This is a genomic window from Streptomyces sp. NPDC006516 (genome assembly GCF_040611875.1).
GTDB lineage: Bacteria > Actinomycetota > Actinomycetes > Streptomycetales > Streptomycetaceae > Streptomyces.
Genome location: NZ_JBEXPD010000001.1, coordinates 384,708 through 404,735, shown reverse-complemented (window position 1 = coordinate 404,735; position 20,028 = coordinate 384,708). Strand labels below are relative to the sequence as shown.

Here is a 20,028-nt window from a genome sequence, read left to right as displayed (position 1 = left end):
CGCCCTGCCCGTTCCCCGTCCGGAACGCGGTCCGCACCTCTGTCTTCGTCTGACCTATGTGGAGCCTCAAGGAGCCGATCAGATGGCCAACTTCTCGAAGTCCAACGTGCCGCAGTTCTCCGTCGAGGTGTACCAGAACGCCTACCTGCCCGAAGGCGGGCGTGAGGTGAACGCGATCGTCACCGTCACCTCGACGGGCGGGGGTACGACCGGCGGCGTGCCGCTGCCCGGTGATGCGACGCCCGGACACACGCACGCACCGGGGCGCGCACCGGACGCCGCGGTGGTGCTCATGGTCGACTGCTCGGGCTCGATGGACTACCCGCCGACCAAGATGCGCAACGCCCGCGACGCGACGGCGGCGGCCATCGAGACCCTGCGCGACGGCACGCGGTTCGCCGTCGTCGCGGGGACCCATGTGGCCAAGGACGTGTACCCGGGCAACGGGCAGCTGGCGACCGCCGACGCGCGGACCAAGGCGCAGGCGAAGGAAGCCCTGCGCCGGCTGAGCGCGGGCGGCGGCACGGCGATCGGGACCTGGCTCCGGCTGGCGGACCGGCTGCTGGGGGCCGCCGATGTGGACATCCGGCACGGGATCGTCCTCACGGACGGGCGCAACGAGCACGAGTCCCCCGAGGACCTGCGGGCCGCCCTGGAGTCCTGCGCGGGCCGCTTCACCTGTGACGCACGAGGTGTCGGCACCGACTGGGAGGTGAAGGAGGTCACAGGGATAGCGTCCGCGCTGCTCGGCACGGCCGACATCGTCGCCGATCCGGCGGGCCTCACCGCGGACTTCACGCGGATGATGGAGAACGCGATGGGCAAGGAGGTCGCGGACGTGGCCCTGCGGCTCTGGACCCCCGTCGGCGTCGAGATCATGTTCGTCAAGCAGGTGGCGCCCACGGTCACCGACCTGACCGGCCGCCGCACGGAGGCCGGACCGCGCGCCGGGGACTATCCGACGGGCTCCTGGGGCGACGAGTCCCGGGACTACCACGTGTGCGTCAGGGTTCCGGAGGCCGGCATCGGTCAGGAGATGCTGGCGGCGCGGGTGTCCCTGATCCTGCCGCCCGCCTCGGACGGCACCCCGGCGCAGACCCTTTCGCAGGGCCTCGTACGGGCGGTCTGGACGGACGACATGGCGGCGTCCACCTCGATCAATCCCCAGGTCGCGCACTACACGGGACAGGCGGAACTGGCGCAAGTCATCCAGCAGGGGCTCGATGCGCGCAAATCGGGAGACTTCGACGGGGCCACGGCGAAACTGGGCCGGGCGGTGCAGCTCGCGTCGGCTTCCGGAAACGCGGATACTGCGAAACTGCTTTCGAAGGTGGTCGACGTCGTCGACGCGGCGACCGGTACTGTGCGACTGAAAGCGAGGGTGGCCGAAGCGGACGAGATGACACTCGAAACGCGCTCGACCAAGACCGTTCGCGTAAAGAAGTAGCAGGCCAACGACAACGACACAACCGCACGGAGAGCCGACCCGGCCGACCGGACGGTGCACCGACAAGCATGGCGGCCTCCGGGCCGGACGAGGAGAGGGGGAAGCGCCGACATGCCGACCTGCCCGAACGGACACCAGTCGGGTTCCGAGGACTGGTGCGAGGTCTGCGGACACCGCATGGCCGGAGCGGGCGCGCCCGCGGGCGCGGTCCCGCCGCCGCCTCCCCCGCCGCCCGCACCCGGTTACGGCTACCCGCAGGGGCCCGGCTCCGGGGAGCCGACCGCCCAGGCCGAGCTCTGCCCGCAGTGCCGTACCCCGCGTGAGGCGATGGCGCCGTTCTGCGAGGAGTGCCGCTGGAACTTCCTCACGAACACGGCGACGTCGTACACCCCGCTCGCCCCGCAGGGCGGCGTGGGCTCGGGAGTGCCGGGGCTGAACCTCCCGCCGGGTTTCCAGGCCCAGCAGGGTCCGCCGCCGCAGCAGCAGCGGGACCCGTTCGAGTACCAGGGCTCCCGGCCCTCGCAGGTGAACCGGCCCGCCGAGCCGCTCTCGCCGGAGCAGGGTTCCCGGCCGGGTCTTCCGGAGCAGGGTGAGCGGCAGGGACCGCCTCCGCCGCCCTCGTTCCAGCAGGGCCCTCCGCCCCCGGCGTTCCAGCAGGGACCGCCGCCTCCGCCGGCCTTCCAGCAGCAGTCGCCGTCGCCGTTCGAGCAGCAGGAGCAGGGCCGGCAGGGGCAGCAGAGCCCGCCCGGCCCGCCCTCACCGTTCGCTCCGCAGGGGCAGCCCGGCGGTCCGCAGGGTCAGCAGGGCGGAACGCAGGCCCCGCCCTCGCCCTTCGACCCGCAGCGGCCGGGCCCGCCGGCCCCGCCGTCGTTCCAGCAGCAGTCCGCGCCGCCCGCGCCCGCGCAGCCCCAGGCACCCCAGCCCGGCGGCGAGGACGACTGGATGCTGCCGCCGCCCTCGCGCCAGCAGCCTCCGCAGGGCTTCCAGCAGGGCCCGCAGACACCGCAGCAGCAGGCGCCGCAGCCCCAGGCACCCCAGCAGCAGTTCCCGGGCCAGGCTCACGGGCAGGCTCCGGGGCAGGGCCCCGTCCAGAGCGGCAGGGACCAGGGGCCGGGCAGCTGGACGGCGGTCATCGCTCCGGACCGTGACTACTTCCTGGCGATGATGCAGCGCAGCGGCCCCGAGGCGACCGGGCTCAACCTGCCGGCGTACTCCCCGGAGCAGCGCCTCGCGCTCACCGGGAACCAGATCACCATCGGCCGCCGCCGGCACAGCACCGGCGAGTCCCCCGACATCGACCTGGCCAGGCCGCCGGAGGACCCGGGTGTCTCGCACCAGCACGCCGTGCTGGTGCAGCAGCCGGACGGCAGCTGGGCGGTCGTCGACCAGAACTCCACGAACGGCACCACGCTCAACGGCGCCGAGGACCCGATCCAGCCGTACGTCCCCGTCCCGCTCCAGGACGGCGACCAGGTGCACGTCGGTGCGTGGACGACCATCACGGTCCGCCGCGACTGATCAGGCGGGCCGGGGAAGCGCGCGGCCGAGGACCGGGGTCCTAGGACCCCGGTCCTCGGCCGGTGCGTCTGCGACGATGGACGGGTGACAGAGATTCCGCGCGACACGCTTCAGGAGCAGACCTTCTACGAGCAGGTCGGCGGCGAGGAGACGTTCCGGCGCCTGGTCCACCGCTTCTACCAGGGCGTCGCGGACGACCCGCTGCTGCGTCCGATGTACCCGGAGGCGGATCTCGGCCCCGCCGAGGAGCGGTTCGCCCTGTTCCTCATGCAGTACTGGGGCGGTCCGCGCACCTACAGCGACCAGCGGGGGCATCCCCGGCTGCGGATGCGTCACGCCCCCTTCCAGGTGGACAGGGCGGCTCATGACGCCTGGCTCGGTCACATGCGGGTGGCGCTCGACGAGCTCGGGCTGCCCCCGGAGCTGGAGCGGCAGTTGTGGGACTACCTCACCTACGCCGCCGCCTCGATGGTCAACACGGCGGACTGACTCCGTGTGCGGATTCCGGTACTCCACCGCCGCATAACGGTCACGATCCCATCAAGGTGCGCCCACAGGCGGTTTCCAGGACCCGCGCGCTCTGAAAGCATCCGGGGGACGTCGGGGGCGTACGGGGTGTACGGGGCGTGGCGCTGCTGAGGTTCGGGGGATCAGGTGACGGGGTTCGTCCTTCTGCGGGTGCGCGCGCACCGGCTGCTGCTCACGGCGGCCGTGCTGGCCGTCCTGCTCACCACCTGTGTGCTGGCCGCCCTCACCGCGTTCTCGGGTTCCATAGGCAACGCCGCCCTGCGGCACACACTCACCCACCGCTCCGCCGCGCAGGCATCGCTCTTCGTCTCCGCCGACGTGGACCGCGAGCGCCGCGAGGAGGCCGACGCCACGGTGCGCCGGGCGGCCCGCGACACCTTCGGCGGGCTGCCGGTGACCGTACGGAAGCTGGAGAGTTCCGGACCGTACGCCCTCCCCCGCAGTCTCCAGACGCCCGCCGAGCGGCGTGGCGAGCCCGATCTGACGCATCTCGCCTCCCTCGACCGCAGCCGTGTCCGCCTCACCGACGGCCGCATGCCGGACGCCGGGGCCGGAGCCGCCGGGGACCCCGTGCAGGTGGCCCTGCCACGCGCCTCCGCCGAGGCCCTGGAACTTCGGCCGGGCGCCCGGCTGACCCTCACCGACCGGCTGAAGGACGCACCGCTGCGGATCGAGGTCACCGGTCTGTACGAGGCGTCCGACCAGACCGATCCCTACTGGCAGTTGGACCCGCTGAGCGGGCGCGGGGTCCGCGAGGTCGTCTTCACCACCTACGGCCCGCTGCTCGCCGACCCGGCCGTGCTGGGTTCGGGCCGGCTCACCGCGGGCCCGGTCTCCTGGCTGGCCGCCGCCGACTTCCGTACGGTCACGACCGACCGGACCGAGGCGCTGCGCCGGGCCGCGACGGACGGGCCGAAGGCGCTGTCGGCGGCCCCGGTCTTCGGCGACGGGGCCACGGTACGGACGTCGCTGCCGACCGTCATCGACCAGATCGACCGGGCGCTGCTGGTCTCCCGTTCCACGATCATGATCGTGGCGGTCCAGCTGGTCCTGCTCGCCGGGTACGCCCTGCTGCTCGTGGCCCGCCTGCTCAGCAGCGAGCGCGGCGGTGAGACGGAACTGCTGCGCGCGCGGGGAGGTTCGCGGGGCCGGATCACCTCGCTCGCCGCGATCGAGGCGCTGCTGCTCGCCGTACCGGCCGCCGTGGTGGCCCCGCTGCTCGCCGGGCCGCTGACCCGGCTGCTCGCGGACCGCAGCGACCTCGGGCGGATCGGGCTGCGGCTCGACGGCGGTGTGGACGGCACGGTCTGGCTGGTCGCCGCGGCCGTCGCGCTGGCCTGCGCGCTCGCGGTGGTCGCCCCCGCGCTGACGGCGGGAGCGGCCGGGCGCCGGGGCTCCCGGGCCACGGCGCTGCCCACCCCGGTACGCGCCGGCGCCGACCTCGGGCTGCTGCTCGTCGCGGGGGTGGCGTACTGGCAGCTGGACCGGCAGACCGGGTCCTCGGGCGGCGGCGCCCTCACCGGCGACCGCAAGGGCGAGCTGGGCATCGATCCCCTGCTGGTGGCCGCTCCGGCGCTGGCCCTGCTGGCCGGCACCGTACTGACCCTGCGGCTGCTTCCCCCCGCGGCCCGGCTCGCCGAGCGGCGCGCGGCCGGCGGGCGAGGGCTGTTCACGGCGCTGGCGGGCTGGCAGTTCAGCCGCCGGCCGCTGCGGGGTGCGGGCCCCGTGCTGCTGCTCGTCCTTTCGGTCGCGATGGGCATGCTGGCCGTCGGGCAGAGCGCGTCCTGGGACCGTTCGCAGGGCGACCAGGCGGACTTCAGGTCGGGCGCCTCGGTACGCGTGGTGGGGGCGCCGGCCGGCGACCCGGCGAAGTCGGCGGCGTACACGGATCTCCCGGGCGTACGGGAGGCGGCTCCCGCGTTCCGCACGACGGCGGAGCTCTCCGGGGGACGGACGGCCGAGGTGCTGGCCCTCGACACCGCGCACGCGGACGAGGGGATGCTGATGCGGAAGGACCTGGCGGGCGCGTCTGCGGAGCGGCTCTTCGCCGCGATCGCCCCGCCGAGGACCGCGCGGACGGGGGTGGTGCTGCCCGAGGGCAGCACCCGGGTGCTGTTCGACCTCCGGATCCGCGACACCTCGGCCCCGGGCGGAAAGTCACCGTCGGGTGCGGCAACGCTGATCAGTGTGCTGCTGGAGGACCGTTACGGCATCGGGTACCGGGTCGGCGCCGGGACCGTGCCCGTGGACGGCGGCGCGCACACCCTGTCCTTCCCCGTCTCCGCGTCGGGCGGCCTGGCCGTGACCGGCTTCGAAGTGGACGGCGAGGTGCCCGAGGGGCGTTCCGAGAAACGGCAGGTGTCCGTGACGGGACTCCGGGCGCTCACTTCCGGCGGCGGTGAGCAGCCCGCACCGGCGTCCGAGGGGGTGCGCTGGCAGGCCGGGGCGACGGTGACCGAGGCGGGCGAGACACACCCTGCCGACAGCGTACGGGCGGTGACCGGCTCGGGTGCGGCGCCCTCCTTCCGCTACGGCACCGGAGCGGCCCTGCCGGACGAGTCCTTCTTCGGTACCGAGCCCGTCAGCACCCTACGGATCACGGCGGCCCGTCCGGCGGCGCCCGCGCTGAAGGCGGTGGCCACCGACGCGTACCTGACGTATGCGGGGGCGAAGCCCGGCCAGGAGATCGATCTCACGCTGGCGGGCCACACGGTCCGGGTGAAGCTGGTGAAGGCGGTGCGGCAGCTGCCGACCACCGGCACCGGGGCGGCCGGAACGGGCTCCCCCGAGGCGGCCGGCCCGGCCGGTTCCGGCGCCGAGTCGTCCACGAAACCGGGCGGCAGCCTGCTGCTGGACCTGCGGGCCGTGTCCGAGGTGCTCGCGCACCGGTCGGGGGCCACCCTGGCGCCCACCGAGTGGTGGCTGAGCACCGCGCCCGGGGATGGTGCCGAGGTGGCGGCGCACCTGCGTGCGCTGCCGGGTACCGATCCCGCTCAGGCGCGGGTGCGGGACGAGGTGGCCCGGGAGCTGGCGGACGATCCGCTGGGCGCGGGTCCGCAGTCCGCGCTGCTGGCGGTCGCGGTGGTGGCCGCCGCCCTGGCCGCGGTCGGTTTCGGCGTCGGCCTCGTGGGATCGCAGCGCGAACGGGCAGCCGAGTTCGCCGTGTTGCGGGCGCTGGGGGCGCCCCGTCGGCGGCTGGCCCGGATGCTGGCCGCCGAGCAGGGCGTACTGATCGCTCTCGCCCTGCTGATCGGGCTCGCCCTCGGGGCGGTGCTGACCAGGGCCGTGGTGCCGCTCGTCGTGCTGACCGGGCAGGCCGCGCGTCCGGTGCCGGACGTCCTGGTGCTCCTCCCGGCCGGGCAGGTCGCGGTGCTGCTGGCCTCGGTCGCCGCGCTGCCGCTGCTGATCGTCGCCGCGATCACACTGCGCCGCGCCGATCCCGCGGTATCGCTGCGCCACCAGGGGGACAACTGACATGAACGCCGCCAAGACGACGGCCGCCTGCGCCCCCTGGGTGCGTACGAGGCTGCGTACCGCTCCCGGCATCTCGGCCGCCCTGGCGGTCCTCGTGTTCCTGACCGCGTTCCTCGCCGCCGTCTTTCCCCGGGCGGTGGACGCGTACGAATCGAAGGCGCTGCGCCACGACCTGACGACGGCGGCGCCGGGCCAGAGCGTGCTGGAGGTGACGACGCCTCCGCCCGCACTCGGGCAGGCACCGTCTGTCCGGGAGTCGGCGATGCGGCAGAAGGCCCTGTCCGAGGCCGACGACGCGCTGACGGCGGCGCTCGCCGATCCGCTGCGGGCCGATCCGGCGAACTCCTCGTACGGGGCGCACACGACGACGCCCCTCGTCGCGACCGAGCCCTGGCTGCCCCGGCCGAACGCGCTCCCGCCGCAGCTCACCTACGCCGCCCCCGCGGCGCTCTCCGAGCACAGCTCGCTGCGGGCGGGGCGCTGGCCGGCGGTGCGGGGCGAGGTGACCCTCGCCACCCGTGAGGTGGAGGCGGCGGTCACCGAGGAGACCGCGGCGGAGCTGAAGATGAAGCCGGGCTCGACGATCGCGGTGCCCACCCAGAACGGGCAGACGCTGAGCGTACGGATCACCGGCGTCGTCACACCGCTGCGCCCGGAGAGCGGCTACTGGGCGGTCGATCCGCTGTACCGCGCCCCCTCCCTGGTCAGGGACCCGCGGTCACCCGTCCCCACCTTCTACTGGGCGGCGGCCCTCCTGCTGCCCACGGACGCCGCCCCGGCGCTGCTGGCCACCAGCGGCGACCCGGAGCTGTACTGGCGTCTCGCGCCCGACGCCACGGGCCTCACCTCCGCGGACGCGCCCCGGCTGAGCAAGGCCGTCGCCGCCATGGAGAACGGCCCCGAACTCCTGACGCTGCGCGACATCGCGGGGCCGAACACGACGCTCACCACCGACCTGGACGCGATCCTCGACGCCTACGCCTCGATGCGTTCCGCGATCGGTCCCGTCGTCACGGTCGCGGCGGTGGGCATCGGGGTGGTGGGTGCGGTCGTCCTGCTGATGACCGGCGGGCTGATCGGTGCGCGACGCCACCACGAGCTGGCGCTGCTGCGCTCGCGCGGCGGCTCGCTGCGGGGCATCGGCGGACGGCTGCTGGCCGAGACGGCGGTGGCCGTGCTGCCCGCGGCGGCGCTCGGGCTGCTGGCGGCGGTCCTGCTCGTCCGCGAGGCGCGGTTCCTGCCCGCGGCGACGGCCGCTGCCGGTGTCGCCGTACTGGTCTGCGCGGTGCTGCCGCTGCGCACGGCGCTGCTCCACCGCAGGCCGCTGCTGCACGGCGCCCGCGAGGACATGACGGCCACGCGGCCGAGCCGCCGGCGTACGGTCGCCGAACTCACCGTGCTCGTCCTCGCGGTGGGCGCGGTCGCCGCACTGCGCCGTCGCGGCACGTCGACGGGTTCGGGAGCCGATCTGCTGGTGAGCGCGGCCCCCGTGCTGGTGGGGCTGATCGCCGCGCTCGTCCTCGTGCGGCTCTACCCGCTGCCGCTGCGGCTGGCGGCCAGGCCCGTGGCGAGGCTGCGCGGAGCGGTCGGCTTCCTGGCGCTGGCCCGCGCGGGCCGGGCCTCGTCCAGCGGCACGCTGCCGCTGCTGGCCCTGCTGATCGCGCTGACCACGGCGGCGTTCGGAGGCTCGGTGCTCGCGGGGATCGCGGACGCGCGGGACGAGGCGGCGCTGCGGGCCGTCGGCGCGGACGCCCGGATCAGCGGGGAGGGCGGGCCGGCCCCGTTCTCCCAGGGCGCCGTACGTCAGGTCCGCGCGGTGGACGGCGTCGAGGACGTCGCGGCCGTACGCATCGAGTACGGCACCCCGCTGGCGGCTTCCCGGGACGTCAGATCGGACACCGAGCGCGCGACCCTGCTGGGTGTCGACCCCGGCTCGTACACCCGGCTGGCGCGCGGGACCGGGCTGCCCGCCTTCCCCGCAGCGGCGCTGAAGGGCGCGGGCGGGAAGGGCGGCGCACTACCGGCCGTCGCCTCGCCGGCGCTCGCCGAGCGGCTCGGCGACCGGCCGCTCACCATCCGGTCGCAGCACGGGGACATCGAGGTGCGGGTGGCCGCCGTCCTGACCCGCACCTCGGCGGTGGACGACTCCGACTTCCTGATCGTCGACGCGCGGGGCCTCGCCCTGGGCGATCCCACGACGCTCCTGGTCACCGGGGTCTCGCTCGACGCCGAGCGGCTGCGGGCCGTCGCGCGCGATGCGGGGCCGGACTACCAGCTGCGGCTGCGGTCGGCCGAGCGCGGGGCGTTCACCGACACCCCGATGCAGTCCGGCGCGGAACGGATCTACGCGGCGGCCGTCGCGGCGGGAGCGGGCTACGCGCTGCTCGCCGTGGGTCTGTCGCTGCTGCAGACCGCCCCGGAGCGCACCACGCTCCTGGCCCGGCTGCGGACGATGGGGCTCACCACCCGGCAGGGCCGGCGGCTGCTCGCCTTCGAGGCGATGCCGCAGGCGCTGCTGGCCGCGTTCGGCGGGCTCCTCGTGGGCTGGGCGACCATCGCCCTGCTGGCACCGGGGATCGACCTGGAGGCGCTGGCGCTGGCCGGCGGCGCCCCGTCGGCCCCGCACACCGCCACGCTGCGGACCGACGCGTGGTCGCTGGCCCTGCCGGCACTCGGCGTGGTTCTCCTCGCCGCCACCGTGGCCGGCGTCCAGGCGTGGTGGTCGAGCCGCCGCGGATCGATCAAGGAACTCAGGGCAGGAGACACCCGGTGACGTCATCGACAGAGACCACCCTGGCGGAACTCGAACAGCGGGCCGCCGCGCGTCGGGACCGGCCGTCGTACGGGCACGACGCCCTGATCGCGTGCGACCGGCTGGTGCGCATCTTCTCCACGGACGGGGTGGAGGTGCAGGCGCTCCAGGGCCTCGACCTGCTCGTCACCGAGGGCGAGTTGATGGCCCTGGTCGGCGCTTCGGGCAGCGGGAAGTCCACGCTGATGAACATCCTGGCCGGCCTGGACGTGCCCACGGCGGGGTCGGCGAAGGTGGCGGGCTGCGACCTGCTGGCCATGGGCCAGAAGGAGCGGCTGCGCTACCGCCGCGACGTCGTCGGTTTCGTCTGGCAGCAGACCTCACGCAATCTGCTGTCGTATCTGACCGCCGTCCAGAACGTCACGCTGCCGATGCAGCTGCGCGGCCGTGGCCGCAACCGCGAACGGGCGGCGCGCGCCGAGTCGTTGCTGGACATGCTGGAGGTCGCGGACTGCCGTGACCGCCGCCCCGCCCAGATGTCCGGCGGCCAGCAGCAGCGGGTGGCGATCGCGGTGGCGCTGGCCAACAACCCCTCGGTGCTGCTCGCCGACGAGCCGACGGGCGAGCTGGACTCCGCCACCGGCGAGCAGGTGTTCGCCGCGTTCCGCCGGGCCAACGAGGAACTCGGTACGACGATCGTCATCGTCACGCACGACCAGGCGGTGGCGAACGAGGTGCGCCGCACGGTCGCCATCCGCGACGGCCGTACGTCGTCCGAGGTGCTGCGGCGCACCGAGGTGGACGCGGCGACGGGACAGGAGTCTCAGGTGGCACGGGAGTACGCGATGCTCGACCGGGCCGGCCGGCTCCAACTGCCCGCCGACTACACCGAGGCGCTGGGGATGGAGCACCGGGTGTTGCTGGAGCTGGAGCAGGACCACATCGGGGTGTGGCCGGACGCCGCCGGGAAGTGAGCCGCGGGGTCCCGGACCCCCGTACGGCGAGCCCCGGCGCGCCCGTGCGGTGAGCCGGGACCTGCCGGTGGGTCCCGCAGGGCCCGCGCGGTGAGCCGGGGGCTCACCGGCAGGTGCAGCAGGGCCCGAGTGCTCAGGCCGTCCCGACCGTCACGGCGAGTGTGCCGAGGCCTCCGCCCGCACCGCGCAGCGCGATCGAGCCGAACGGGGTACGCAGCCGCAGCCAGGCACCGGACGCCATCAGGGCGACGGGGAAGCCGGGCGCGGCGCGCAGGAAGCCGAGCGACTGGGCGGCGTGCACCGCGCGCAGCGGCAGCTCCGTGTGCCCGACCTTACGGGACCAGATGTCGCGGCCGATCAGATCGCGTTCCGCCCGGTTACGCCGCTCCTCGGGCAGGGCCGCGTCGCGGGCCCGGAACTCGGCCACGGCGTCGGCGAGCGCGGTGCGCAGGTCGGCCGGGTCCGGCAGGCCGGGGCGCTCCTGCCAGCCGCCGCGCGGCGGCAGCAGCCCTGCCCACGGGGGGCCGGTGACGGGCTGCGGCAGAGCACCCACGCCCGCGGGGCCGTCCGCCCCGTCGGTGTCGAGCGCTTCGAGGAGTTCACCGGCCGAGACGGTCAGGTCGAAGTCGTGGGCCTCCGGCAGCCGGACCGTGCGGATCGCGAGGACCTCGAACGACGGCGGGCGGCCGAACACCGCCAGCGCGCCGCCGCCCGCCTGGAGGCGGACGGCGGCGGCCCGGTCGTAGTGCAGCAGCCTGCCGAGGAAGGCGGCGAGATCGGCCGCCTCCCTCGCGTCGGCGAACCGCAGCGACCGTACAGGCACTGTCATGCGACGGCGGGCTCCTGGTCGAGGTACTCCTGGAGGAAGAGCTTCTCCTCGGCGGTGATCCGCCGGGGCCGCTCCGCCGCCAGGTCGTACGGCACGACGACCGTCGAGGCGCGTACGTAGACCTGCTCGGGGTCCTTGATCTCGTACGCGATCGTCAGCGACGCCGCGGCTATCTTCGTGACCCAGGACTCGACGGTCACCGGGGCGTGCCGGTGGACCAGCGGGCGCACGTAGTCGATCTCGTGCCGGGCCACGACGGAGCCGCCTGAGAAGGACGGCGAACCGTCCCCCGGCGCCAGCCGGAACATGAAGTCGATGCGCGCCTCCTCCAGATAGCGGAGGAAGACCACGTTGTTCACGTGGCCGAAGGCATCCATGTCCGACCAGCGCAGCGGGCAGCTGTAGATGTGACGGGCCAAGTCGATCAGCCTCGCGTGAGCTTCTTGTAGGTGGCACGGTGCGGGCGGGCCGCGTCCGCGCCGAGACGCTCGACCTTGTTCTTCTCGTACGACTCGAAGTTGCCCTCGAACCAGTACCACTTGGAGTCGCCCTCGTACGCCAGGATGTGCGTGGCGACGCGGTCCAGGAACCAGCGGTCGTGGGAGATGACCACCGCCGCACCGGGGAACTCCAGCAGCGCGTTCTCGAGCGAGGACAGGGTCTCGACGTCGAGGTCGTTGGTCGGCTCGTCGAGGAGCAGCAGGTTGCCGCCCTCCTTGAGCGTCAGCGCCAGGTTCAGGCGGTTGCGCTCACCACCGGAGAGTACGCCGGCCGGCTTCTGCTGGTCCGGGCCCTTGAAGCCGAACGCGGAGACGTAGGCGCGCGACGGCATCTCGACCTGGCCCACGTTGATGTAGTCCAGCTCGTCCGAGACGACGGCCCAGAGGGTCTTCTTCGGGTCGATGTTGGCGCGGGACTGGTCGACGTAGGAGATCTTGACCGTGTCGCCGACCTTGATGGCGCCGGAGTCCGGCGTCTCCAGGCCCTGGATCATCTTGAACAGCGTGGTCTTGCCCGCGCCGTTCGGACCGATGACGCCGACGATGCCGTTGCGCGGCAGCGTGAACGACAGGTCGTCGATGAGGACCTTGTCGCCGAAGGCCTTCGAGAGGTTCTCGACCTCGACGACGATGGAACCGAGACGCGGGCCCGGCGGGATCTGGATCTCCTCGAAGTCCAGCTTCCGCATCTTGTCCGCCTCGGCCGCCATCTCCTCGTAACGGGCGAGACGGGCCTTGGACTTGGTCTGCCGGCCCTTGGCGTTGGAGCGGACCCACTCCAGCTCTTCCTTGAGCCGCTTGGCGCGCTTCTCGTCCTTGCGGCCCTCGACCTTGAGGCGGGCGGCCTTCTTGTCGAGGTACGTGGAGTAGTTGCCCTCGTAGGGCAGGGCGCGGCCTCGGTCGAGCTCGAGGATCCACTCGGCGACGTTGTTCAGGAAGTACCGGTCGTGCGTGACGGCGACGACGGCGCCCGCGTACTTCGAGAGGTGCTGCTCCAGCCAGTTCACCGACTCGGCGTCGAGGTGGTTGGTGGGCTCGTCGAGGAGGAGCAGGTCCGGGGCCTCGATGAGGAGCTTGCAGAGCGCCACACGGCGCTTCTCGCCACCGGAGAGGTTGACGACGGGCCAGTCGCCGGGCGGGCAGCCCAGGGCGTCCATGGCCTGCTCCAGCTGGGCGTCGAGGTCCCACGCGTTGGCGTGGTCCAGGTCCTCCTGGAGCTTGCCCATCTCGTCCATGAGCGCGTCGGAGTAGTCCGTCGCCATGAGCTCGGCGACCTCGTTGAAGCGCTTGAGCTTGCCCATGGTCTCGGCGGCGCCGTCCTGGACGTTCTCCAGGACGGTCTTGCTCTCGTCGAGCTCCGGCTCCTGCATGAGGATGCCGACGCTGAAGCCGGGCGAGATGAAGGCGTCGCCGTTGGACGGCTGCTCCAGGCCCGCCATGATCTTCAGCACCGTGGACTTGCCGGCACCGTTGGGCCCCACGACACCGATCTTCGCGCCGGGCAGGAAGTTCAGGTTGACATCATCGAGAATCACCTTGTCGCCGTGCGCTTTGCGCGTCTTGCGCATGGTGTAGATGTACTCAGCCAAGAGAAACCGTCCGGCAGCAATAGAGGTGTGGGCAGATACACCCATCTTGCCTGACGTCCGCGCCCGGACGGAAACCCGTCCGGTCCCCGGTACACCCGTGGGGGCGTACCGGGTGCGTCCGTGAGGGCGCACCCGGGGTACGCGAGGGCCCGGTACGGATGTCCGTACCGGGCCCTCACCGGCGCGTTCCCGCGCTGCGCCCGTGGCTCAGCGCTCAGCGTTCAGTCACTCACCGTTGCTCTGCGGCTTCTTCCGGCGGAGGAAGAAGACCGCGCCGCCGCCGAGCACGACCAGGGCGATGGCGACACCCGCGATGACGGGGGTGGCGCTGGAACCGCCGGTCGCGGCGAGGTCACCCTCGGCACCGGTGGAGCTGGTGCCGGTCTGGGCGGGCACCGGCTCGGAGCCGCTCTGGGTGCCGACGCCGTCGTCCGGGGTGGGGGTGCCTGCGGTCTCGCAGTCCAGGACGCCCTTGAAGTTCTTGCTGAACCCGCCGGGGCCGGTGATCGTGAAGTCGTACGCCTGGTCCTCGGCGACCGGGATCGTCACCGTGCGGGTCTCGCCCGCCGCGATGGTGTGCTCCGCACCGGCGAGCGCGAAGGTGAACGGCTCGTCGCCCTTGTTGCTCGCGGTGATGTCCACGCCGCCCTTGGCGCAGTTCTTCTGCGCGGTGAGCGCGGGAACCGCACCCTTCTCGGCCCAGGTGGCGGTCGCCGTGGCCGTGACCGTGGACTGGCTGGAGCCCGCGAGGATCATGGTCTGGCTCTTGGTCAGCCCGGCGAACACCCGGCCCACCGGCACGGAGGTGGTGGCCTGGACCGTCAGCGCGGCGGAACCGTCGGCGGCGCCCTCGGGGATGTCGAAGTAGAGACCGGTGCCGTCGGCGGCCTGTGTGACGGGCTTGCCGTCCTTGTCGGTGACCGTGACGCCGCCCGCGGCGGCGTCGGCGGGCGGGGTCACGGAGACCTGTCCGGCGTCGGTGCGGACGGTGACGGGACCGACCCGCTCACCGGCCTTGCCGGAGACGGCGGCGGGCTCCAGCGCCACGGAGGCCTTGGGCTCCGCGAGGCTCTCGGCCTTCTTCTCCAGCCAGTCCGCGAGCTTCTCCGCGTGCTCGTCCTTGGCCTCGACGTCAGCCTTGTCGGAGAAGCGCCAGATGGCGACCTGGGTGCCCGCGGCGGCCGTCTTCGCGGTGAGCGGGCCGGTGCCGGCCTCTCCGGCGAGGGCCGAGAGGTCGTCGACCTGCGGGTAGGAGTGCTGGAGGATCCAGCGGATCTTCCCCGCGTTCTCGTTGGCACCCAGCGAGGTCTGGGCCCAGGGGGTCTCCAGGTACTTCGCGCGGTCCTGCGTGGGGTTGTGGATGTCGATGCAGTACGTCTTCAGCTGGCCGCCACCGTCGACGTCCAGCTCGAAGAGGCCGGCGGGGAGCTCCTGGGTGGTGGCCTTCTCGCCGTTCTCACCGGCCGTACGCAGCAGGGCGCTGTCGTAGGTCTTCAGCCCGTCCAGTACGGCGGTCGCGCCGCCCTGGTGCTGGCCCGTCTCGTCGGCCGGAGCCGCCGTCGCCGCGCTCGCACCCACGAGGGTGCCCGCTGCGACCAGCCCGGCGGCCAGTACAGCCGCTGCCGCCTTGACGAGACCGCGGCCCCGCCCGGTCCCGGCCGGCTCCTGGCCGTATCGCCTGCTCCCGCTCCGGCTCCCTATGGAGCCCTCCGTCGCCGCTGTCGGCGACGAAGTGGATGCTGAAGACACAGAAAACACAGAATTCCCCTCCGGGCGAGACCTTCACGGATGATGCGCGTGTGATGCGCGTGTGGGAGGTGTCTCGCCAGCAAACTCAAGTGCCGCATGAGTACTGGGGAATCGTAAGGAGCGAGCGGGTGACAGTCCCCCGTCATAGCGTCAGATAAGCATTCCGAATCGCAATCGTTACAGCTCTCTTCGGCGCGCCCCCCTTGTTCAGGACATCGATACCATTTCCGTGGCCGGTTTCTGACGATGCGTAGGCGCCGTAAGGGCGGGGTCGGCTCTGACCACCCGCCGGAACGCGGCCGTCCCCCTCGTCAGGTCGTGTCCCACCGCCACCGCCTCGACGTCCACGGAGGTCTTCCACACCCCGTCCCGCTCCTCCTCGCGCACCTTCAGACGGCCGTGCACGACGAGCGGCTCCCCCACCGACACCGAACCGGACAGGTTCACCGCGAGCGTCCGCCGTGCCCACACCGTGTAGAAGCTCGTGCGGCCGTCCGACCAGACCTGCTGTTCCCGGTCCCACCGCCGGGGCGTCACCGCCATCCGGAAGCGTGCCGTCGACCCCGCCGCCGTCTCCCGGAAGTCCACCGGCGTGGCGGCGTTCCCCACCAGCGTCACCAAGGTCTCGTTCATTTTCCGTCCCCGTTTCGTTTATCGCTGCTTCCCTGCCGCATTCCGTCCGCTTTCCGTCCCGCTGTCCGGCCTGCACCGATGCGTCGCGAAGACGCGCGACGCGCTTCGGCCCCACGCGGTCCGCGCGGTCCCGCTCGGCCGCCGGCACTCTTCGCCGTCTGCCGGTATGGGTTCCGCGGGCAGGCGTTACCCCGGCATGCGTTCCAGGTGTGTCCGTCCGATGCGTTGGTTCCGTTGCGTTGCGTTGCGTTGTCACCATGCTGGACGGAAATGGGGAATCCCGCGGAAGCCTGTGGATTACCGGCCGGTTGTGGAAAACTCCGTCACCGCCACATACCGCTCCCGCACCTCGCGGTAGCGCGCCAGTTCCGCCGCGACCGGGTCCAGGACCCTGGCCCTGCCGCAGCCGGCCGCGGCCTCGCGGAGCCGTCGTTCCGCCTCCTGCCCGTACCTGCGCGCGGGCCCGCGGGCAGCGGCGGCGCACGACCACTCGACGAGCGGCCCCCCGATCACGCCGGCCAGCATGAGCAGGGCGGGGACGACCAGCCCGGGCTCCAGCACCCCCACGATCTGGCCGAGCAGCCACAGACCGCCGAAGAGCTGAAGCAGCGTCATCGAGGCCTGCGCCAGCACAGCCGCGGGCCACCACGCGGGGCGCGGCGGCCTGGCGGCACGGACGCCCGCCGACCCTACGAGGGGAGCGCCGGCCCGGCCGGCCGGAGCGGCCCCGCGGCCCACCGGGCCCGGCACCGGCTTGACCGTGCCCCGTCCCGTACCGGTCGAAGCGGTGTCACGGCCCGAACGGCCGCCCCGGCCTCCCGCACCCGTCTGCGCGGCCCGGGACAGCTCGTCCAGCGCCTCCGGCAGCCCTTTCGCCCCGCCCACGGCCGCCTCACGGACGGCCTGCGCCCAGGGCGCGGGCAGTCCGTCGACCGCGTCGTCCGCCAGCTTCCGTACGGCCTGCTCCACCCGCTGCCGGGCGGTGAGCTCCTCCTCCGGGGGAGCGAGCGCCTGCGCCATCAGGTCCAGCCCGCCGAGCTGCCGGGTGGACTCGTACCAGCGCCACAGCCGTAGCCAGGGCGTCCCACAGGCCCGTCCCGCGTTCCTGCGCCACTCCCGCTCCGCCGCCTGCCCCGCCGCCGCGGCACCGACGGCCTCCGCGAGCCGGTCCGTGAACTCCTCGCGGGCGCGCTCCCCCAGCCCGGGCCGGCCCTCGGCGACGTACACCGGCCGCAGCCTGGCCGCCGCGGCGTCCACATCCGCGGAGAGCCTGCGGGCCGCGGCCGTCCGGTCCTGGACGAACCTGCCGAGCAACTCGCGCAGCTCGCCGACTCCTTCGCCGGTGAGCGCGGACAGCGACATGACCGTGGCGCCCGGCTCGCCGTGCTCCCCCACCGCCATGCCGTCCTCGTCGAGCAGGCGGCGCAGATCGTCCAGCACCAGGTCGGCGGCCTCGCCCGGAAGGCGGTCGATCTGGTTGAGGACGACGAAGGAGATCTCGGCGTGTCCGGCGAGCGGTCGCAGATAGCGCTCGTGCAGGGCCGCGTCGGCGTACTTCTCCGGGTCGACGACCCAGATCACCGCGTCGACCAGGGCGAGCACCCGGTCCACCTGGGCCCGGTGACCGGTCGCCGCCGAGTCGTGGTCGGGCAGGTCGACCAGGACGAGCCCCTGCAGAGCCTCGTCGGTGGCGGTGCCTCCCTGCACAGGCCTTCGCCGCAGCCGGCCGGGAATCGCGAGCCGGTCGAGCAGCCCCGCGGCGCCGTCGGTCCAGCTGCAGGCGATCGGCGCGGAGGTGGTCGGCCTGCGCAGCCCGGTGTCGGAGATCTGTACGCCCGCCAGCGCGTTGAAGAGGGTGGACTTCCCGCTGCCCGTGGCCCCCGCGATCGCGACGACCGTGTGCCGGGAGGAGAGCCGCTGGCGTGCCGACGCCTCGTCGAGCACCCGCCCCGCCTCGGCGAGGGTGTCCCCGTCGAGCCGCGCGCGGGAGAGCCCGACCAGTTCGCGCAGCGCGTCGAGCCTCGGCCGCAGTGGGCTGCCGGGCAGCCCGTACGCCTCGACCTCGGGCCCGGCCTCCTCCGGGGGCGGCTTCGGCCCTTCCGCTTTCTCCTGGGCGGCCTCTGCGGCGCGGCGCGCGATGAGCCCGTCGTCCCAGCGCCGGCCGTCGCCCGCGTCCGGTTCCCCGGCCTTCCCGCCCTCCGGCCCCTGCCCGTGGTCCCGGCCCTGGTCAGTGACGGCAGTCATCGCTGCCACCTCTCCTTCTGCAGTACGGACAGCGCGGCAATGAGTTCGGCCTGCGGATCCGGGGCGACCTCGAGCGCGTCCAGGGGCGCGAGCCGCCGGTCACGCTCGCCGTTCAGGACCTGGTCCAGGCAGGTGGTGAGGAGTGCGCCCCCCTTGTCGCGGAGCCTCAGCGCTCCCTGCGCCCCGATGCGTTCGGCGAGCTGCTCACCGGCGCCCCGCGCGCGTCGCCCGCCGAGAAGCGCCGCCGCCAGCAGCGCGGCCACCGTCTCCGCGTCCGGCGCGGCATTGCGTTCGAGGAGCCGGGCCTCTTCCTCGGCCAGTTCCTCCAGGACCCGACGCCAGCGCCGTACGGCCATCCCGATCCGGCCCTGTACGTCCTCGGCGGGCCCCCATCCGCCCGCCTCCCGGCCCGCGTCCTCGAAGCGGAAGCCCCCGGCTGCGGGTTCGCGCTGCCAGGTCGTGCGGATCTGCTCGTCGGCGGCTGCGACCGCGCACTGCAACAGGGCCGCCAGGCTCTCCACGAGGGAGTCCAGCAGCTCTCCCGCCGTGCTGTAGAGCGGATAGCCGCGCCACCGGGTACGGGCGCCGCCGGCGAGCACGGAGCCGTTCTGGAGCCGCTTGCGCACGCGCGCCAGCTCCTTCCCGTACGCCTCCTCGACCACGCCGGTCAGCCGCACGGCCGCCGCGTACTGCGCGGCCACCGCGGCGGCCAGCTCGGGCATGCGCACGTTCAGCGAGTCGATGACCCCCGACGCCGTGCGTCCTACGGCCTGCTGACGGGCCGCCGGGTCCTGCACGCGGTGCGTCAGCCAGGACCGGAGGGGGGCGACCGCGGTGGTGGGAAGCAGCCCGCTGCCCCCGCCCGCGGACTCGGGCAGCTCGGGGATGGTGAAGCGGGGCACGTGCCCCAGACCGGCCCGGGTGAGCAGGGCGGCGTACTGCCGCGAGACCTCGGCGATCACCTGGTGCGGGACTCGGTCCAGGACGGTGACCAGGGAGGCGTCGTACTCCTTCGCGGTACGCAGGAGATGCCACGGCACCGCGTCGGCGTACCGGGACGCCGTGGTCACCATGATCCAGACGTCGGCGGCGCAGATGAGTTCGGCGGCGAGGACCCTGTTCCCCACGACGAGCGAGTCGATGTCGGGTGCGTCAAGGAGCGCGAGGCCCCTGGGCAGGGTCGCGGCGGTCTCCACCCTCAGCACGGTCTCGTCGCGGTCCCCGTCGCCCCCGAGGTGGTCGAGCCCGTCGGGGTCGGGGACCTGCCCCGGGGGCAGCCACACCCGGGTCAGCTGCGGCAGCACCCGCACGCCCGCGAACCAGTGGTGGTCGTCCGGGTGGCAGACGAGCACCGGGGTCCTCGTGGTCGGGCGGAGCACCCCGGCCTCACTGACCCGGCACCCCACCAGGGAGTTGACCAGCGTCGACTTGCCGGCGCCGGTGGATCCCCCGATCACCGCGAGCAGCGGTGCCTCGGGGTCCTTGAGCCGGGGCAGGAGGTAGTCGTCGAGCTGGGCGAGCAGTTCGGTCCGCGTCTGCCGGGCGCGCGGCGCCCCCGGCAGCGGGAGTGGGAGACGCACGGCAGCGACACGGTCGCGCAGGGCGGAAAGTGCGTCGATGAGCTGGGGCCGTACATCCATGGTTACCACATGTGAAGAATGCCCAATTTTGACGTCTTTTTGAAGCGTATAGGCCCCCCTGCGCGGCGGAACTCTCCCGGGGGACAGAGGGGACGAGTGGGGCGCAGGCATAACGAGTGCACAACACCCGGGGCGCGAGGCGCCAAAAGCG

13 protein-coding genes are annotated in these 20,028 nt (G+C 73.4%); 6 read left to right on the top strand and 7 right to left on the bottom strand.

Going from position 1 to position 20,028, the window contains the following annotated elements; all coding sequences use genetic code 11:
• Positions 1–82 precede the first annotated feature (82 nt).
• The 6 genes from ABZY45_RS01750 (at position 83) to ABZY45_RS01725 (ending at position 10,693) form a co-directional block, all read left to right on the top strand.
• Positions 83–1,447, top strand: coding sequence for a VWA domain-containing protein (locus ABZY45_RS01750; RefSeq protein WP_356735035.1), 1,365 nt, complete (start codon positions 83–85; stop codon positions 1,445–1,447).
• A gap of 111 nt (positions 1,448–1,558) precedes the next feature.
• Positions 1,559–2,965 (top strand): FHA domain-containing protein, encoded by a 1,407-nt coding sequence (locus tag ABZY45_RS01745; RefSeq protein ID WP_356735033.1) that lies wholly within the window; start codon positions 1,559–1,561, stop codon positions 2,963–2,965.
• Between the two features lie 84 nt (positions 2,966–3,049).
• The gene (locus tag ABZY45_RS01740) at positions 3,050–3,454 is read left to right on the top strand and encodes a globin (RefSeq protein ID WP_356735031.1); all 405 of its coding nucleotides are present in this window, start codon (positions 3,050–3,052) and stop codon (positions 3,452–3,454) included.
• 165 nt (positions 3,455–3,619) lie between these two features.
• On the top strand, positions 3,620–6,967 hold the full coding sequence (locus tag ABZY45_RS01735; RefSeq protein ID WP_356735029.1) for an FtsX-like permease family protein: 3,348 nt from the start codon (positions 3,620–3,622) through the stop codon (positions 6,965–6,967).
• 1 nt (position 6,968) lies between these two features.
• The gene (locus ABZY45_RS01730; protein WP_356735027.1) at positions 6,969–9,740 is read left to right on the top strand and encodes an FtsX-like permease family protein; all 2,772 of its coding nucleotides are present in this window, start codon (positions 6,969–6,971) and stop codon (positions 9,738–9,740) included.
• Positions 9,737–10,693 carry an ABC transporter ATP-binding protein gene (locus ABZY45_RS01725; protein ID WP_356735025.1) on the top strand — a complete coding sequence of 319 codons (957 nt, stop codon included), beginning with the start codon at positions 9,737–9,739 and terminating at the stop codon, positions 10,691–10,693. The genes ABZY45_RS01730 and ABZY45_RS01725 overlap by 4 nt, the downstream gene beginning before the upstream one ends.
• Before the next feature lie 133 nt (positions 10,694–10,826).
• Here ABZY45_RS01725 and ABZY45_RS01720 read toward each other — a convergent pair whose 3' ends face one another.
• The 7 genes from ABZY45_RS01720 to ABZY45_RS01690 all read right to left on the bottom strand — a co-directional run bounded on the left by ABZY45_RS01720 (position 10,827) and on the right by ABZY45_RS01690 (position 19,877).
• Positions 10,827–11,522, bottom strand: coding sequence for a hypothetical protein (locus tag ABZY45_RS01720; protein WP_356735023.1), 696 nt, complete (start codon positions 11,520–11,522; stop codon positions 10,827–10,829).
• Positions 11,519–11,941 (bottom strand): thioesterase family protein, encoded by a 423-nt coding sequence (locus ABZY45_RS01715; RefSeq protein ID WP_356735021.1) that lies wholly within the window; start codon positions 11,939–11,941, stop codon positions 11,519–11,521. Before ABZY45_RS01715 ends, ABZY45_RS01720 begins: the two co-directional genes overlap by 4 nt.
• 5 nt (positions 11,942–11,946) lie before the next feature.
• Positions 11,947–13,611, bottom strand: a complete 1,665-nt coding sequence (gene ettA, locus ABZY45_RS01710) for an energy-dependent translational throttle protein EttA (RefSeq protein WP_356735019.1) — start codon at positions 13,609–13,611, stop codon at positions 11,947–11,949.
• A gap of 225 nt (positions 13,612–13,836) precedes the next feature.
• On the bottom strand, positions 13,837–15,312 hold the full coding sequence (locus ABZY45_RS01705) for a Cys-Gln thioester bond-forming surface protein (protein ID WP_356736542.1): 1,476 nt from the start codon (positions 15,310–15,312) through the stop codon (positions 13,837–13,839).
• Between the two features lie 255 nt (positions 15,313–15,567).
• Positions 15,568–15,993 (bottom strand): single-stranded DNA-binding protein, encoded by a 426-nt coding sequence (locus ABZY45_RS01700; protein WP_356735017.1) that lies wholly within the window; start codon positions 15,991–15,993, stop codon positions 15,568–15,570.
• Positions 15,994–16,290: 297 nt separating this feature from the next.
• Entirely contained in the window at positions 16,291–18,237 is a 1,947-nt protein-coding gene (locus ABZY45_RS01695; RefSeq protein ID WP_356735015.1) for a GTPase, read from the bottom strand.
• Entirely contained in the window at positions 18,234–19,877 is a 1,644-nt protein-coding gene (locus tag ABZY45_RS01690) for a dynamin family protein (RefSeq protein WP_356735013.1), read from the bottom strand. The genes ABZY45_RS01695 and ABZY45_RS01690 overlap by 4 nt, the downstream gene beginning before the upstream one ends.
• Positions 19,878–20,028 lie beyond the last annotated feature (151 nt).